The organism is Haliscomenobacter sp., from assembly GCF_965225875.1.
In the GTDB taxonomy this organism is placed as follows: Bacteria; Bacteroidota; Bacteroidia; order Chitinophagales; family Saprospiraceae; genus Haliscomenobacter.
In genome coordinates this window covers 4022169-4037411 of record NZ_CBDDBS010000002.1, presented here as the reverse complement: position 1 = coordinate 4037411, position 15243 = coordinate 4022169, and the positions used below count along the sequence as shown (strand labels likewise).

The window sequence follows — 15243 nt, the reverse complement described above, 5'->3', positions numbered from 1 at the left end:
CTTTTGAGCAATGTTAAGCATAAAACCGGAAACCTTTACTAAGTTTTGGCTACTGCAGGAATTGCCAGTATAAAATACCCCGCAATCACCAAAGCCATTGCCCCACTCAAAGCCAAAGTAGCCGCTGCCCCAAATTGCCACCAAATCAGCCCCGCCAATGAACTGGCCAGCATGGTGCAAATACTCTGAAACGCCGAATAGATGCCGATGGCGGTTGCGGTATCCCCCTTAGCCGAGATGTTGCTGATCCAGGCTTTGGAGACGCCTTCGGTCGCAGCGGCATAGAGGCCGTACAACAAAAAACAGGCTGCGAGGGCATAGGCATTACAGGTAGTGGCCATGCCCAAATACACGATGGCAAAAAGCAATAGACCAATGCTGAACATCTTTTTGAGTCCGATTTTATCCGCCAGTATCCCCAATGGAAAAGCAGCCAGGGCATAAATGAGGTTGTAAAAAATGTACAGCCCAATGATCCAGGTATCGTTGAGCCCGCTGGCCTTTGCTTTGAGCAACAGGAAAACATCCGAGCTATTGAACAAGGTAAAGGCCAGAAGCCCGAGCACCAATTTGCGGTAATCCACCGGGCTTTTTTTCCAATAACCCAAAAAAGCGAGGAAAGGGATAGAGGTGTTTTTTTTACCCAGCAGCAGCTTTTTTTCCTGTAAAAAAAATGACGCTGCTACCGCCAACACCCCGGGAATAAAAGCGATGTAAAACAAAGTAAGGTAATCCTCGGGGTAAAAATAGAGGTACAACAAAGCCAAAAGGGGCCCTAAAACCGCGCCAAAAGTATCCATGGAGCGGTGAAAACCAAACACCTTTCCCTTGGTATCAGGAGTTGCCTCGTCTGAAAGTAGCGCGTCTCTTGCCCCTGTGCGAATCCCTTTGCCAAAACGATCAATGGTACGGGTAAAAAATATCCAGATGGGGTGGATGAAAAAGGCCATCATGGGTTTCGACAAGGCACTTAGCGCGTAACCAATTTGTACAAAAGGAACCCTGCGGCCCATTTGATCCGACAATTGGCCAAAATACCCTTTGCTCAAACCCGCAGTTGCCTCGGCAACACCTTCGAGGATTCCAATCAGCACGATAGAAAAACCAATACTTTTGAGGTAAATTGGCATGATAGGGTACAACATTTCACTGGCCGTGTCGGTAAACAGGCTGATGAGGGATAAAACCCAGACGCTGCGGGTGATGTATTTCATACCAAAACAGAATTTGTCATGAACAATTGATCATGAAGGCTTTACTGACTTATTTTCAACAATTTCAAGCGCTAAATAAGGAATGCCAGGATCAACTGCTGGTCATTTCCAAGCTGCAACATTTGAAAAAAAATGAGATTCTGCAACCCATTGGCCACACCTGCAAAACCATTTACTTCGTACAAAAAGGCATGGCCCGCATTTTTTATTACAAAGACGGCATCGACATCACCGAGTGTTTTGCTGCCGAAAACCACATCATCGCCCGGGTAGAAAGCCTGTTTACCCAACGCCCCTCGCAAAAAGGCATCCAAATCATCGAAGCGGCGGAAATCATTGCCATTAATGCCCCTCAACTTTTCACCTTGTACGACCAATATCCAGCTATTGAGCGACTCTTTCGCAAGATTTTTGAACAAGGTTATGTAGAAACCGTGAATCGTCTGGAAAGCCTGCAGTTTTATAACGCGGAGGAGCGCTACACCCGACTCCTGGAAGAAATGCCGGAGCTGTTGCAGCGGGTGCCCCTTAAATACATTGCCTCTTATTTGGGCATTACACAGGTGAGTTTGAGCCGGATTCGGGCCAGTGTAAAATGATTGACACTACTGGATATTTTTGCTTGGAGGACTTCAATTGCCACGTGCTTTAGCGCGTGGATTGGAGCTACACCTCTTGATCGGGCTTTAGCCCAAGCCTTAATTTTCAAGCCAGGGCTAAAGCCCAAATCCGATGGGTTCCTCCCCCCCAGGCTGAAGCCTGGGGCAATTGATGTCCTCCGAGCAAAATGTCCAGTAGTATGGATTATTTATCAAATGTTAAAGGATGCCATCCAAAAACCCTGGAGTTTTGTACGGTAATTCAAAACGTATACTCCATGGACACAAATGGCGCAAGGCAGTCGCACTGGGATCAGGTTTACAGCAGCAAAGCATTGGAGCAAAGCAGTTGGTATCAGCCCAGACCCAGCATTTCCCTTGATTTTATACAACAATTTTCGATTGCTAAAGATGCCGCAATCATTGATGTGGGCGGTGGGGATAGTTTATTGATAGATCATCTGCTGGACTTGGGTTATCAAAACATCAGTGTGCTGGACATATCCTCTAAAGCCCTGGAAAGAGCCCAAAATCGCCTGGGTGAACGGGGCAAAGCCGTCAAATGGATTTGTGCTGACGCTGCCCAATTTGAACCAGCCGAGCAGTACGATCTTTGGCATGACCGGGCCGCATTTCATTTTTTAACCACCACAGCGGACATCCAACGCTATGCTCAAACGGCAGCGCAAGCCGTCAAACCCGGCGGTTTTTTAGTCATTGGAACCTTTTCGGAACAAGGTCCAAAAAAATGCAGCGGCCTGGAAATTACACAGTATTCTGAAGAGAGTCTGGTGCACGTTTTTGGCAGTCAATTCCAAAAAATACGTTGCCACCAAGTCGATCATTTGACGCCGACCCAGGCTATCCAACAGTTTATTTTTTGTGCTTTTCAAAGAATGGGATGACTCGCTATCGATACAAAGTCGACACCTCAATCCGGTTGTTATCCGGGTCCAAAGTTTCAAACTCATAATACCCATCCCCCGTTTTGCGCGGTCCACTCAGGATCGGGAAACCTGCTGCACGCAATTCCTCTACTTTTTGGTCCACCTCAGCCATGGTATCTACGCCGAAGGCGAAATGGATCAAGCCCAGGTATTGTGTGTTTACTGGATCGTTGGTATTCGCCGGAATGTCGGGCCGACTCATCAACTCCAGGCGTGCACCTGAATCAAAGCTTAAAAAATAACTCTGGAACTGTTTTTGGACATTGGTGTACTTGTCATTGGGCTGGGCACCAAAGTATTGCACGTAGTAATCTTTTAGTGCCTCCAAATTTTGGGTCCAAATGGCGAGGTGTTCGATGATCATTGGATGTAAATTTAGTAGAATTGTTGCCACAAGACAGGCTTAGTAGTGGGGCAAAAATAAGTGATCATTTTTCCTGAGCCAGAGGATTAGATAAGATACTTGAAATGAAACGTTTTCTTATCCAATCCTCTGGCAAAATGATCACTTATTTTTTTATCGCCCCAAATGCCTACATTCGTAGCAAAACCTATTCAACATGCGCAAGTTCGGCCTTTTTCTCCTCATTGCCCTACAGTTTTCGGCCTGTGCCGTCCAAAAGATGCACAGCGGCCTGGAAAAGTTGTCTTTTTACAAACCTGCTGAAAATCCTATTCTAAAGGCTGATTCCAGTTTTACTTTTTTTGATCCCGTCAAAAAACAAAACGTGCGTTGGCAAAGGGCGGATGTGTTCAATCCCGGCGCCATTGTCAAGGATGGCAAGGTGTTTTTGTTGTACCGCTGTGAAGACAACCCTGCTGCGCATCTGGGTGGGCGTACTTCACGCCTGGGTTTGGCCGAAAGTACGGATGGTATCCATTTTACCAAACACCCCAAGCCTGTTCTCTACCCAGACAATGATGCCCAAAACCAATACGATTTCCCCGGTGGTTGTGAAGACCCTCGACTGGTTCAAACCGAGGATGGACTATACGTAGTGGCCTATACAGCCTGGAATTACAAAACGCCTCGCTTGTGCATCGCTTTTTCCAAAGACCTGGAAACCTGGGAAAAGAAAGGCCCCGCCTTTGCCAAAGCCTACAACGGAAAATTCCTGGACATGGCCTGCAAATCGGGCTCCATGGTCACCAAAATGGTCAAAGGCAAACAGGTATTGGCCAAAATCAATGGCAAGTACTGGATGTATTGGGGGGAATTGTTTGTCAACCTGGCCTGGTCGGAAAACCTTTATGACTGGTACCCCGCCGTAGACGAAAAAACCGAACTCAAAGCCGTCATCCGCACCCGTCCGGGTATGTTCGACAGCAGCCTGACCGAGTGTGGCCCGCCCGCCATCATCCTCAACAATGAAATCAACCTCTTTTACAATGGCCGCAATAGTACCGATGAGAAGGCGGATCCCAAATTGCCCAAGGGCACTTATTCGGTAGGTCGGGTCACTTTTGATGCCAGTAATCCAGAAAAGATGCTGCGCCGCCTGGACGAGCCATTCCTCAAACCTAGTTTACCTCACGAAGTGAAGGGACAATACCTGGCCGGGACAACTTTTGCCGAAGGGCTGGTTTATTTTAAAGGGAAGTGGTGGTTGTATTATGGCACGGCGGATTCCTTTGTGGGGGTGGCAGTGTCCGAGTAGACCTTATCTTTTTTTGTAGTGAATACTGATCTTGGGATTGATCTGGAGAAGTTGATCCAAAAAATCTTGTTTTTCCTTTGGAGAAATGATGACACTGTTGTGCGACCCGTAACGGATTTCCAGGCGATCCAGCGAAATCGCCGGGGAGCTGATCAAATTATTGGTTTCGGACACTTTGCTGATCGTGTGAATATCGATGGTCGAATTGTACAAAAAGCCGGATTTGACGGTCAATAGATGGCCTTCAATGGTGTAATGGGTGTTAAAAAACAGGTGCAAGATAAAAGCCAAGACTGCCAAAATAATCAATAGGCCAAGCCAGGATTTGGATGTGATCATGAGGGCACTCGTGCTCAGGAGAATGAAAAGGATCGGGAGCAGGAGTTCGAGGCCAATTTTGGAGGGGTAGGTTTTGGCGAACATTAAGGTGATTTTTTCAAGACAAAGTATATCCCAAGTTTCCGTCTTGCCACAAAAAAGAGGTGAGCAGTCCATCTTTGATAAACTACTCACCTCTCATTTATGATAGGTTTACGCCAACCCAATCCGTGTCCCGCTCGGAATTTTCGCCTTTTTCTTCAGCACGATAATTCCATCCCGGATCACGTAGGTAGCCGTTTCCATATCTTCCAGCGAGTGGTGGCCTTTGATCACCACATTATTGCCAATGCTGCAGTTTTTGTCGATGATGGCATTTTCGATGTAGCAGTCCTTGCCGATGCCCATCGGGATGTCGGCTGCTTCGATTTGCTCCAGCGACTCGTAATAGTCCGCCCCCATCAGGATGGCGTTGTTGATTTCGGTGCCGTCGCCAATCCGGGAACGAATCCCCACAATGGCCTTATCGATCTTTTTGGCGTGGATGATACAGCCTTCTGCCACCAGGGTACGGTTGAAGAAAGTTCCGTAAATCTTGGAGGGCGCCAAAGGCCGGGGCCGGGTAAAGACCGTAGCACTTTTGTCAAATAGGTTGAAGTCTGGAATTGGATCGGTCAAGGCAATGTTCGCCTCAAAGAAGGAAGCAATGGTACCAATGTCCGTCCAGTAACTATCAAAAGCGTAGCTGGCTACTTTGAAGTTGTTGTTGATGGCGTAAGGAATGATCTCCTTGCCAAAATCCGTCGCGTCTGGTTTTTCGGCAAACAGGCGCTCCAACACGTCCCGCTTGAACACATAAATACCCATGGAAGCCAGGTAATCTTTGCCTTTGGAGGTGTATTTCTCTTCCAGTGGCGAACGCCAGGCTGGCAATACATCCTTTTTGGGTTTTTCGGTGAAGTCCTGAATGTACTGGTCTTCATCCACTTTGAGGATACCGAATTCGGAAGCCTCTTTGGCGACTACTGGAATGGTTGCAATGGTCAGGTCTGCCCCTTTTTCAATGTGGTAAAAAGCGAAAGCCTTGAAGTCCATCTGGTACAACTGATCCCCGGAAAGGATAAGAATGTAGTCAAAGTCATGGTTGATCAAGTGGTGCATCGACTGGCGCACCGCATCGGCTGTTCCCTGAAACCAGTTGGGCGAATTGGGGGTTTGCTCTGCCGCCAAGATATCTACAAAGCCATGCGTAAACATGTCAAAGGTGTAGGTATTCTTGATGTGTTGGTTGAGCGAAGCCGAGTTGAATTGAGTCACCACAAACATCCTGCGCACCCCGGAATTCAAACAGTTTGAAATCGGAATGTCGATGAGGCGGTACTTTCCAGCAATGGGCACCGCTGGTTTAGAGCGTTGCTCGGTGAGTGGATAAAGCCGCGAGCCAGCGCCACCGCCGAGAATAAGTGCGATCATTTTCACTTCCATACAAATTTAGGTTGGCGTATTCAGGTTTGTGATAAACCCGTGTTTTTTTATGAATATTAGATTTATAAACTGCTGTACACCGTAATGTAGTTCTCCGCTGCACTTTCCCAGGAAAAGTCCACCTGCATGATGTGTTCTCTCACCTGAGATAAAGCGCCTGGATTGTGGTACAATTCGTGGGCCCGGTATACGGCCAAAGCAGCATCATTCAGGGTAAAGTGATCGAAACGAATGCCCCGACCCGGCAAATCAGGTTCACCAATATCAATTACAGTATCTTTTAATCCTCCCACCGAACGTACAATCGGCACGGTGCCATAACGCATGGAGTACATTTGATTCAAACCACAAGGCTCCACCCGCGAAGGCATCAATAAAAAGTCGGAACCAGCGTAGAGCTGATGGGCCACCCCTTCATTGTAGGCCAAAACCACCGCACAACGGCGTGGGAAACGCCATTGCAAGTCGGCCAATGCCTCGTGCAAATGGGGCTCACCCGTACCCAAAATCAGGAAAGAAACACCTAAACCTTCGGATAAGACCCTGGCAATCAAATCGGGAATCAAATCTGCACCCTTTTCTCGCACCAATCGACCAATGAAGGTAATGACCGGCAAATCCAGATCAGCGTTGAAATGTTGTTGCAACGCTAACTTGTTGACTGACTTGTAGCTGTCAATGTTCCCTTCAAAATGGTGCGGCAAATAAGGATCAGTTGCCGGATCCCACACATCAGCGTCGATGCCATTGAGAATACCCGAACATTTGGCGGCTTCTGTGCGCAAAAGCCCTTCCAGGCCATTGGAGTATTCCATCAATTCATCCAGGTAGGTCTTCGACACCGTGGTCACCCGCCAGGCGCACTTGATCGCTGAAGCGAGCGGATTAATGGCCCCTTCCCAATCGATCAATCCTGAAGCGCTGGCTTCAAAGGCGGGCAATAAAACGTGTTTGTCCCAACCAAAAGCGCCATGGTATTCCCCATTGTGGATGGTAAAAACAGTGGGGATATGGCTAATGCTGCGGTACTCCATACTGTGTTGCACCATAAAGGGGATCAAACCCGAATGGTGGTCATGACAATGTAGCACTGCTGGCTTTTCAGGCATGTTCAGCACCCAGTTTAAAATGGCTTGCTGAAAAAACACCCAACGTTCGGCATTGTCGTTGAACCATCCGCTGGCATCCCCATAAATCCCGGGGCGATCAAATTTGCCGGGTAAATTCACCACGTAAAGAGGGAATCCGAGGCTGTCACCCAGTTCTTTTTCAATGGCGAAGGGGTAATAAACGTTGTGCAAGCGGAAGGCTCCAGCGTAAACCAGCTCAAATTGCCGGGCCTGGAACCAGGGCAGCTGGTACTTCGGGATTACAGCAGCAGATGACCATCCGCGCTGACTCAGGTATTTCGGTAGTGCACCGACCACATCACCCAAACCACCTGCTTTGGCGGCTGGGTAACATTCTGCACTGACGTGTAATATTTTCATGGCAGAGTACTAGTTCGTGTTTTGTTGGGGCAAAACAATTGGTGTTGCGCCAAACAATCGTCAGTGCTAAAAATAGAATATTATTGGAGAAAAAAAGCAGGAAAGAGAAAATAAAATTTGGCTTGCTAGAAGAAGCTTCGAGGGTTTTAAAGACCAAGGTTCCGGGCTTGCAAAGTTCCAGGTTACAAGGTTCTTGGGTTCCAGGGTTTAACAGTAAAAGAGTCTGGAACATTGAATGCCCTTTGAACCCTGGAACTTTGAAACCCTGGAACCTTGGAACCTTAGAAGCGAGCAGGTTTATTCCTGCTTTTTGACTTTTTTGCCTTTCTTGGGGCGAGTATTGCCGTAAGAGCTCATGAAGAGCTTACCGCGCAAGGTTCTTTTGTCACCTTTTCCCATGGTTGATTAAATTTTGTGGTTTTAAAGGCTGCAAAGGTACACTTTTTTAGCTAAGGAAAAGCTAAACGTAGAGTAAGAATTGCTTTTGTATCTTTGTATGATGGCATCAACACAAGCCCATACCGCTCTTATCCGTACTGAAGCCCAACGTTTGGGCTTCAACATGGTAGGTTTTGCCAAGGCAGAATTCATGGATGAAGAGGCGCGGCGTTTGGAGGACTGGCTCAACCGAGGCTTCCATGGCCAGATGCACTACATGGCCAATCATTTTGACAAGCGGGTGGACCCGACCCAACTGGTACCGGGGGCAAAATCAGTTGTCAGCTTGCTCTATAACTACCACAATCCCGACAAACAGGAAGACCCCGATGCCCCAAAAATTTCTCAATACGCTTACGGAAAAGACTATCATTTTGTACTCAAAGACAAGCTCAAAACCCTCTTGCAGTACATTGAGCAAAACATTGGGCAAGTCGCCGGGCGTTGTTTTGTGGATTCGGCACCCGTATTGGAGCGCGATTGGGCCAAGCGAGCTGGCTTGGGCTGGACAGGACGGCACACCTTATTAATTAATCCTAAAGCAGGGTCTTATTTTTTCCTGGCCGAGCTCATTCTGGATCTGGAATTGGATTACGATGCACCCATGCGGGATTATTGTGGTACTTGTCGGCGTTGTATTGACGCCTGCCCTACTGAGGCCATTTCACCCGAAGGTTATTTGTTGGATGGAAGCAAGTGTATCTCATACCTGACGATTGAGTTGCGCGAGGCCCTACCGGTGGAATTCAAAGATAAAATGGACAACTGGATGTTTGGCTGTGATGTTTGTCAGGATGTTTGCCCATGGAATCGTTTTTCGCAACCCCATCAGGAACCTGCTTTTGAGCCCCACCCCGATTTGTTGTCTATGCGTAAAAGTGATTGGGAGGAGATCACCCAAGAGGTTTTTAATCAAGTCTTTAAACAATCCGCGGTCAAACGCACCAAGTTGGAGGGCTTACAGCGCAACATCGCTTTTTTAAATCAATCAAAGGGTGATCAAGAATAATAATCGTCTGGCAAGGGGAAATAAGGTTAAAAAACCGTATGTTTCCTTCTTCAAATCAGAAAACAGTAAACTACAAGCTGTATGCACCGCGAAATACACCACTGGTACAGTCCGAATCTGAACAAAAACATGGAGATTGCCATGTATGGGCATTATGGCTTTGCCTTACTTTTGTTGCCCACTGCGGCGGCTGACTATTTGGAATACGAGCGTTTTCAGCTGATTGATGCCATTGCACCTTTTATTGAGAGTGGTAAAATAAAGGTATTTTCAATCAACAGCATCAATTCCGAAGCCTGGCTAAACGACCACATGAATCCCGTGCACAAAGGGATTCGCCACCAGCAATTCAATGCCTATGTAGAGCAGGAGGTCATACCTTTTATCAAGGACAAAACCAGTCAGGACACCAAAGTCATTATTTCCGGGGCCTCTTTGGGGGCTTTACATTCAGCCAATTTGTTTTTCCGCAGGCCCGATTTGTTCAATGGGGTGATTGCCATGTCCGGTGTTTACGACCTCACGGCCTATAGCAAGGGGCATTACGACGACAATGTGTATTACAATTCGCCTTGTCATTATTTGCCCAATTTGACCGACGAGCACACTTTACACTTGTTGCGCTCCTCAGGGCACATTCACTTGGTAACGGGCTCAGGGGATTATGAAGATCCACAGGCTAGCCGGAATCTTTCGTACATCCTGAGCAATAAAGCCATCCCACATGAATTGGACATTTGGGGGCCAGATATCAAGCATGATTGGCCGACCTGGCGGCAGATGTTGCCTACTTATTTGGGGACAAGATTCTAATCGGGGCGATAAAAAATAACTCATTTTGCCCTACTACATAGATTGACAAACAGACTACCCCGCTAACAACTATTCATCAAAAACAACACTGTATTCTTAAAGAAACAGTAAGACTTCACGACAACTCATGCGCATCGATTCCCATCAACATTTTTGGAACTACAGCCCTGAAACCCACGCCTGGATCAATGACGAGATGCATTTGATTCAGCGCAATTTTTTGCCAGCGGATCTGGCTCCAGCCTTGAAACAGCACAGTATCGACGGCACCGTCTTGGTACAAGTAGATCAAAACGAGGAAGAAAATCTTTTCTTTTTGGAATTGGCGCAGCAAAATCCCTTCATCAAAGGAACAGTGGGCTGGGTAGATTTGCGGGCAGAAAACGTGGAAGAACGCCTGGACTTTTACAAGCAATATCCAACGTTAAAAGGATTCCGGCACATTGTCCAAGGCGAATCCGACCCATATTTTTTGCAAAATCCTGCCTTCCGTCGGGGGATTGAGGCCCTGGGCAAACGGGGGTACACCTATGATATCCTGATTTATCCCCATCAATTGCCCGCCGCGATTGAGCTGGTAAAAGCTTTTCCAGACCAAATTTTCGTGCTGGATCACCTCGCTAAGCCCTACATCAAAGCCGGGCAAATTGATCAATGGGCTTCCTTCATCCAGCACCTGGGTGAGATGCCCAATGTACACTGCAAGGTATCAGGCATGGTAACCGAGGCGAACTGGCAAAACTGGGAGTTCCGCAATTTTCGGCCATTTTTGGATAAAGTCACCGAAGCTTTTGGCACCCAACGCCTGATGTATGGCTCGGATTGGCCGGTGTGCCTGGTTGCCGGGAGTTATTCCAATGTGATTGGTATTTGTGAGGCTTATTTTGGCAGTTTCAGTGCCGATGAACAGGCAGATGTGATGGGACGGAATGCGGAGCGGGTGTATTCTTTGTGAAAATGTAACTAAATAGATTAGGCGCTGGCGCTGGTACAAGTCTGGAGACTTGTACCATTATCAACACGTCTCTGACGTGTGTTCACTTAATATTTTTGCGTTGCTCATGCGTCAGAGACGCGGAAATGTTGGTACAAGTCTGGAGACTTGTACCAGCGAAGAGCGAGTGTATTCTTTGTAAAAAATGCAGCCACGAAAGGACATTTTTCGCCTCAAAGACACCCAATTTGAGGCAAAAAAATGTCCCTTAACATTACAACCCTACCTCCGCATCATCAACACCCCCATACTCACAATCCAGCTCAATAAGCCAAAAATAAAAATCCTAAACCCGGTCAGGTCAATAAAATTAAACTTAGTCACCAGTCCCAATAGCACCAACAGCAAAAACAAAATCCCCAAATAACCCGCCCACTTGGGGAAAACTGCCGTCCGCAGGATCAATACCGACCAAACTCCCATCGCCAAAAGGATAGAAATGATGAACACATAATCCATGGGATGATTGATGGCCGCGCCGTATCGGACGATGGATTGGACTACCTCCGGTTGGGATTGAATCGCCTCTGTGGAATGGGATAAAAACAAGGGCAAAGTCAGGCCGTTGATGGTTCCCGCAATCATCGCCGCAACCAAGCCCAAAGCAGCCATCATAAATGCCAGGGTAGCTACCCGGCCAGGCGTTTGTAAAGCCTCCGAGATGCCATAAAACCCAAAACCAATAAAAGGCAGACACAATATGGCCAACGAATGGGAGCCTACAATGACCTTGGAAATGCGCAAAATATGCGCTACGCTACCCCCACTCGGGTGCAAAACCATCGTCGCAATGAGCAATAAAGAGCCGATAATCAGGCTGATGCCTGAAGTCCGTTTGAATTGAAAGTCCATAATCTGTGGTATTTAAAATGTAACTCAAAGATATCTGAACTCCAGCCTAAACACACTTGATCGAAATCAAGAACGACCTTTGCCTTTGGACAATTTATCACGCACCCTGCTCAGGGTCTCTGGCGTGATTTTCAGGTAAGCAGCAATGATTTTGAGGGGAAACTGTTGGATCAAATCGGGGCGATGATCCAACACGTATTGGTATTTCTGGAGCGGAGTCATCAGGTTGTCAAAAAAATGAACCCTGCTCGTGGCAGACTCCAGCACTTTACCCAATTGCAAGAAAACTGGCGATACCGCAATGAGCTCATGCAAGCGGAACACAGATAACTCAAAAATTGAACAGTCTGTAAAGGCTTTGATGCAACAATCCGAGGGCTTTTGGTTGAAAAAACTGCTGGCATTCAAAAACCATTCCTGATCCAGGTGCAGATCAATTACGTTTAATTCATTGTCCACTTTGTGATTGAATTGATAAAGGGCTCCACTCAAGTTGTAAAAAACGGAAGAACAAACGCCCCCTTCGGGCAAAACAATGTCATCCTTGCTCAGCTTGCGGTACACAATTTTGGATTCAAACAGTTGTACCTGCTCTTCATTAAAATTTCCGATTTGTTTCAAAATCTGCGCAATCATCGCTTCTCGCTTTGAGCTGGTAAAGGAATGCTTCAATTGACAAAAATCATCTTTCTCAAGATAAGTTACACCTTTATATTCACGCCAGTTAAAAAATATTTCTGCGTCATGGCAAAAAACAATCCAAGATTTCAGGCTACTTCAGTCCTGAGCGGAACAAATCAGTTGCTCTGGCTGATTTTGCAAGGATTGTTTTTTGTACTGGGTCTGGGAATTTTCATAGCCTTGATTTTGGCACCAAACCTCGGCATCAAGGCCTTTTGGAATGTGCTGATTCCACTCGCGCCTTTGTTGTTCGTACTGGTGGTGGGCTTATGGCGCAATGTTTGCCCGCTGGCCGGTATTGCTTTGCTGCCTCACCGTTTGGGTTTTTCTCAGCGAAAACGTATTCCGCTCAAATGGCAGGACCGTTTGAATTTGGCCAATGTTTGCCTTTTGTTTCTCATTGTGCCCGCCCGTCACCTTTCACTGAATGTCGACGGACTGGCAACGGCACTGCTTTTGGCCTTGCTGGCCTGTATCGCCTTTGTGGGGGGCATTTTTTTTGACGCCAAAAGTTTGTGGTGTTCAGGCCTATGCCCCATCCATCCGGTAGAAAAATTATATGGGCAAAAAGTTTTATTCAGTCCCCCAAATGCCCATTGCGGAGCTTGCCACAACTGCGTCATTCCCTGTCCCGATTCTACCCCAATTGCCGAATTGAACTGTTCCCCAAAAAACCGAAAGCTCCAGCAACTGGCGGCAAACCTACTGACCGGGTGTTTGCCTGGTTTCATATGGGGCTGGTTTCAGGTGCCTGATTGCCAGAATTCTGCGGGGTGGATAGAATGTGTTTGGGCTTACGCCTTGCCTTGGGGAACCATGTGCATCACCCTGTTGCTGTTTTTGGGGTTCCGCCGGGTTTTGCCCCGCTCCAGGTGGGGAACACTGGTAAATGTATTTGCCGCCGCCGCGGTTTCTTGCTATTACTGGTTCCGCATTCCCGCTTTGGTGGGCTATGGTTTGTATCCTCAGGATGGCTTGTTGTTCGACCTGCGCCATAGCCTTCCTTATTGGATGGTACTGGCGGCTCAATTGTCGGCCCTGGCTTTTTTTAGCTGGTGGCTGGTGTTGCGCAATCCTGCACCTGGCGTTTGGGCGCTTCGCCCACCTTTTTTGGTCAAGCGTTAGAAACTCATTCCGCAGGTTTCACCCCGTAGGTTTTCATCGCTCCTTCAATCTGGCTCTGCTCGGTGGTGCTGTCCGGGAATAACCAATAATTTGGAGCCAGAATGGAATCGACTTTGGTCACTTTGATTTCAATGACGCATTGGACAGGGTATTTGTCTGAGAACAAGTCAGCGAAACGTTTTGCTTTGGCGGCATAAGAGGAATCTTCTTTGGTGATGAGTTTGGCTTCGCCCTTTAGTTTGAACCCTTTTTGGGTAAACACGTCCACAAAACTGACGCTGACCTTGGGTTGCTGCGCAATGTTGCGCACGCTATTGGGCGAGGCGATGTTGGCAATCAGCAGGGTGTTGTCATCCAGGTAAGTGAACATCTCTTTGGGCGAAACATTGGGTTGCTGGTTTTCATCCACCGTGGCCAACCAGCAGAGTACACAGGTGTCGATGGATTTTTTGATGTCGGTGGTGAACATGTTATTGTGATGTTTTGATTATTAACTCATATTACACAGTTCTATTCCTATACTACATCTAATTTAAGCATCACTGATGCACACATCGATTTCAATATAACCATATTTTTTTACCGCAGAGTTTCACAGAGTTTTTAAGTTAGGCCATCTGCGATGGCAAAGAGTACTCAGAGGCCGCACTGAACAGCAGTTGGTAAGAAAAAAATCAAATTTCAGTAGTGCCCGAACTCTCGCCACCGCAGGTGGCAAACTCCTTAAAACTAAAAGAAACTCTGCGAAACTCTGCGTGTACTCTGCGAAACTCTGTGTTTTAAAACTGCGTAATGTGAGTTATTTATTTTCAGCCCCAAGCGCAAAATCCACCGCCGCCGAGGCATGAATTCTCGTCGTATCAAAAACCGGTACCGCCACATCTTCCTGACTGATCAGCATCGGGATTTCAGTACAGCCCAAAATGATGCCTTCCGCACCCTGGTTGATCAGGTCTTGAATAATGGCCAGGTAACTCTCCTTCGTTTCTGGTCGGATGATGCCTTTGCTCAGTTCCTCCCGCAAAGTTTCCTGGATGTAATCTCGCACCGCCAACTGCGCTGGAACCATAACTTCGATGCCATTTTCAGCCAATTTGTTTTTGTAAAAATCCATCTCCATCGTAAACTTGGTCCCCAACAAACCCAGTTTTTTCAAACCTTTCTGCTGAATGGCCTCCGCTGTCGCCGTTGCAATGTGGATGAGGGGCAATTGCACCCTTTCCTCCAATTTTTCCGCAACTGCATGAGCCGTGTTGGCGCACAAAACAATGGCTTCGGCACCGCCCTTTTTCAGGTTTTCTGCGGCATCAGCAAGGAGTTCAAGCGTAGCTTCCCAATTGCCTCCTGTGTTGTTTCGTTGAAAATCATTAAAATTCACCGAGTAAAGCAGACACTCCGCAAAATTGAGTCCACCTAATCTTTCGTTGACTGCTTCATTGATAAAACGGTAATAATCAATGGTGGAAATCCAGCTGATCCCCCCAACCAAGCCTAATTTTTTCATTGTGCACGTAGTATTGACTGTTTTCAAAACAACACCGCGCATTGAACGCAAGTTTTCCCCCTTTCACTATTTCAATTCAACTTTTCTCTCTACATTGCGCCGTAAAAACTTATTCA

The 15243-nt window shown here is 47.1% G+C and carries 18 protein-coding genes; 8 read left to right on the top strand and 10 right to left on the bottom strand.

What is annotated here, in order from left to right; translation table 11 throughout:
- Positions 1-38: 38 nt before the first annotated feature.
- A complete protein-coding gene (locus tag ACO08K_RS18475; protein ID WP_421797892.1) occupies positions 39-1214 on the bottom strand; it encodes an MFS transporter in 1176 nt (391 codons plus the stop codon).
- 32 nt (positions 1215-1246) lie between these two features.
- Here ACO08K_RS18475 and ACO08K_RS18470 point away from each other — a divergent pair, with 32 nt between their 5' ends.
- Complete coding sequence (locus ACO08K_RS18470; protein WP_421797891.1) at positions 1247-1813, top strand: Crp/Fnr family transcriptional regulator; 567 nt, start codon at positions 1247-1249, stop codon at positions 1811-1813.
- Between the two features lie 200 nt (positions 1814-2013).
- On the top strand, positions 2014-2718 hold the full coding sequence (locus ACO08K_RS18465; RefSeq protein WP_421797890.1) for a class I SAM-dependent methyltransferase: 705 nt from the start codon (positions 2014-2016) through the stop codon (positions 2716-2718).
- A gap of 4 nt (positions 2719-2722) precedes the next feature.
- On the opposite strand, the gene ACO08K_RS18460 is transcribed toward ACO08K_RS18465, so the two are convergent.
- Positions 2723-3124: a VOC family protein gene (locus ACO08K_RS18460; RefSeq protein ID WP_421797889.1), complete on the bottom strand. Its 402-nt coding sequence runs from the start codon at positions 3122-3124 to the stop codon at positions 2723-2725.
- 196 nt (positions 3125-3320) lie between these two features.
- Here ACO08K_RS18460 and ACO08K_RS18455 point away from each other — a divergent pair, with 196 nt between their 5' ends.
- On the top strand, positions 3321-4418 hold the full coding sequence (locus ACO08K_RS18455; RefSeq protein ID WP_421797888.1) for a glycoside hydrolase family 130 protein: 1098 nt from the start codon (positions 3321-3323) through the stop codon (positions 4416-4418).
- A gap of 3 nt (positions 4419-4421) precedes the next feature.
- Here the strand turns inward: ACO08K_RS18455 and ACO08K_RS18450 are convergent, their stop codons facing one another.
- From ACO08K_RS18450 to ACO08K_RS18440, 3 genes are all read right to left on the bottom strand, one after another.
- On the bottom strand, positions 4422-4841 hold the full coding sequence (locus ACO08K_RS18450; RefSeq protein WP_421797887.1) for a PH domain-containing protein: 420 nt from the start codon (positions 4839-4841) through the stop codon (positions 4422-4424).
- Positions 4842-4949: 108 nt separating this feature from the next.
- Entirely contained in the window at positions 4950-6221 is a 1272-nt protein-coding gene (locus tag ACO08K_RS18445; RefSeq protein WP_421797886.1) for a glucose-1-phosphate adenylyltransferase, read from the bottom strand.
- Between the two features lie 62 nt (positions 6222-6283).
- Positions 6284-7711 (bottom strand): glycogen synthase, encoded by a 1428-nt coding sequence (locus ACO08K_RS18440; protein ID WP_421797885.1) that lies wholly within the window; start codon positions 7709-7711, stop codon positions 6284-6286.
- A gap of 44 nt (positions 7712-7755) precedes the next feature.
- On the opposite strand from ACO08K_RS18440, the gene ACO08K_RS18435 reads away from it, so the two are divergent.
- A complete protein-coding gene (locus tag ACO08K_RS18435) occupies positions 7756-8025 on the top strand; it encodes a hypothetical protein (protein ID WP_421798332.1) in 270 nt (89 codons plus the stop codon).
- Here the strand turns inward: ACO08K_RS18435 and ACO08K_RS18430 are convergent.
- Positions 8009-8110 carry a 30S ribosomal protein THX gene (locus ACO08K_RS18430; RefSeq protein ID WP_421797883.1) on the bottom strand — a complete coding sequence of 34 codons (102 nt, stop codon included), beginning with the start codon at positions 8108-8110 and terminating at the stop codon, positions 8009-8011. The two genes, ACO08K_RS18435 and ACO08K_RS18430, sit on opposite strands and share 17 nt — an antisense overlap.
- A gap of 100 nt (positions 8111-8210) precedes the next feature.
- Between ACO08K_RS18430 and queG the strand changes: the two genes are divergently transcribed.
- From queG to ACO08K_RS18415, 3 genes are all read left to right on the top strand, one after another.
- Positions 8211-9158 (top strand): tRNA epoxyqueuosine(34) reductase QueG, encoded by a 948-nt coding sequence (gene queG, locus ACO08K_RS18425; RefSeq protein ID WP_421797882.1) that lies wholly within the window; start codon positions 8211-8213, stop codon positions 9156-9158.
- An 81-nt stretch (positions 9159-9239) separates the two neighbouring features.
- The gene (locus tag ACO08K_RS18420; protein WP_421797881.1) at positions 9240-9971 is read left to right on the top strand and encodes an esterase family protein; all 732 of its coding nucleotides are present in this window, start codon (positions 9240-9242) and stop codon (positions 9969-9971) included.
- Positions 9972-10098: 127 nt separating this feature from the next.
- Positions 10099-10926 carry an amidohydrolase family protein gene (locus tag ACO08K_RS18415; RefSeq protein WP_421797880.1) on the top strand — a complete coding sequence of 276 codons (828 nt, stop codon included), beginning with the start codon at positions 10099-10101 and terminating at the stop codon, positions 10924-10926.
- A gap of 261 nt (positions 10927-11187) precedes the next feature.
- On the opposite strand, the gene ACO08K_RS18410 is transcribed toward ACO08K_RS18415, so the two are convergent.
- Together ACO08K_RS18410 and ACO08K_RS18405 are read right to left on the bottom strand one after the other, a co-directional pair.
- The gene (locus ACO08K_RS18410) at positions 11188-11817 is read right to left on the bottom strand and encodes a hypothetical protein (RefSeq protein ID WP_421797879.1); all 630 of its coding nucleotides are present in this window, start codon (positions 11815-11817) and stop codon (positions 11188-11190) included.
- Between the two features lie 66 nt (positions 11818-11883).
- The gene (locus tag ACO08K_RS18405; protein WP_421797878.1) at positions 11884-12453 is read right to left on the bottom strand and encodes a Crp/Fnr family transcriptional regulator; all 570 of its coding nucleotides are present in this window, start codon (positions 12451-12453) and stop codon (positions 11884-11886) included.
- Between the two features lie 108 nt (positions 12454-12561).
- Here ACO08K_RS18405 and ACO08K_RS18400 point away from each other — a divergent pair, with 108 nt between their 5' ends.
- Positions 12562-13623 (top strand): ferredoxin, encoded by a 1062-nt coding sequence (locus tag ACO08K_RS18400; RefSeq protein ID WP_421797877.1) that lies wholly within the window; start codon positions 12562-12564, stop codon positions 13621-13623.
- A gap of 4 nt (positions 13624-13627) precedes the next feature.
- Here the strand turns inward: ACO08K_RS18400 and ACO08K_RS18395 are convergent, their stop codons facing one another.
- A complete protein-coding gene (locus tag ACO08K_RS18395; RefSeq protein ID WP_421797876.1) occupies positions 13628-14092 on the bottom strand; it encodes a pyridoxamine 5'-phosphate oxidase family protein in 465 nt (154 codons plus the stop codon).
- A gap of 330 nt (positions 14093-14422) precedes the next feature.
- Positions 14423-15127 carry an aspartate/glutamate racemase family protein gene (locus tag ACO08K_RS18390; protein ID WP_421797875.1) on the bottom strand — a complete coding sequence of 235 codons (705 nt, stop codon included), beginning with the start codon at positions 15125-15127 and terminating at the stop codon, positions 14423-14425.
- Positions 15128-15243: the final 116 nt, after the last annotated feature.

Bases quoted from the DNA above. Each gene is read 5' to 3' on its own strand.
- ACO08K_RS18405 (WP_421797878.1), bottom strand. From the start codon at position 12,453: ATGATTGCGCAGATTTTGAAACAAATCGGAAATTTTAATGAAGAGCAG.
- ACO08K_RS18450 (WP_421797887.1), bottom strand. From the start codon at position 4,841: ATGTTCGCCAAAACCTACCCCTCCAAAATTGGCCTCGAACTCCTGCTC.
- ACO08K_RS18415 (WP_421797880.1), top strand. From the start codon at position 10,099: ATGCGCATCGATTCCCATCAACATTTTTGGAACTACAGCCCTGAAACC.
- ACO08K_RS18475 (WP_421797892.1), bottom strand. From the start codon at position 1,214: ATGAAATACATCACCCGCAGCGTCTGGGTTTTATCCCTCATCAGCCTG.
- ACO08K_RS18410 (WP_421797879.1), bottom strand. From the start codon at position 11,817: ATGGACTTTCAATTCAAACGGACTTCAGGCATCAGCCTGATTATCGGC.
- ACO08K_RS18460 (WP_421797889.1), bottom strand. From the start codon at position 3,124: ATGATCATCGAACACCTCGCCATTTGGACCCAAAATTTGGAGGCACTA.
- ACO08K_RS18400 (WP_421797877.1), top strand. From the start codon at position 12,562: ATGGCAAAAAACAATCCAAGATTTCAGGCTACTTCAGTCCTGAGCGGA.
- ACO08K_RS18430 (WP_421797883.1), bottom strand. From the start codon at position 8,110: ATGGGAAAAGGTGACAAAAGAACCTTGCGCGGTAAGCTCTTCATGAGC.
- ACO08K_RS18465 (WP_421797890.1), top strand. From the start codon at position 2,014: ATGGATTATTTATCAAATGTTAAAGGATGCCATCCAAAAACCCTGGAG.
- ACO08K_RS18390 (WP_421797875.1), bottom strand. From the start codon at position 15,127: ATGAAAAAATTAGGCTTGGTTGGGGGGATCAGCTGGATTTCCACCATT.
- ACO08K_RS18470 (WP_421797891.1), top strand. From the start codon at position 1,247: ATGAAGGCTTTACTGACTTATTTTCAACAATTTCAAGCGCTAAATAAG.
- queG (WP_421797882.1), top strand. From the start codon at position 8,211: ATGGCATCAACACAAGCCCATACCGCTCTTATCCGTACTGAAGCCCAA.
- ACO08K_RS18445 (WP_421797886.1), bottom strand. From the start codon at position 6,221: ATGGAAGTGAAAATGATCGCACTTATTCTCGGCGGTGGCGCTGGCTCG.
- ACO08K_RS18440 (WP_421797885.1), bottom strand. From the start codon at position 7,711: ATGAAAATATTACACGTCAGTGCAGAATGTTACCCAGCCGCCAAAGCA.
- ACO08K_RS18420 (WP_421797881.1), top strand. From the start codon at position 9,240: ATGCACCGCGAAATACACCACTGGTACAGTCCGAATCTGAACAAAAAC.
- ACO08K_RS18395 (WP_421797876.1), bottom strand. From the start codon at position 14,092: ATGTTCACCACCGACATCAAAAAATCCATCGACACCTGTGTACTCTGC.
- ACO08K_RS18455 (WP_421797888.1), top strand. From the start codon at position 3,321: ATGCGCAAGTTCGGCCTTTTTCTCCTCATTGCCCTACAGTTTTCGGCC.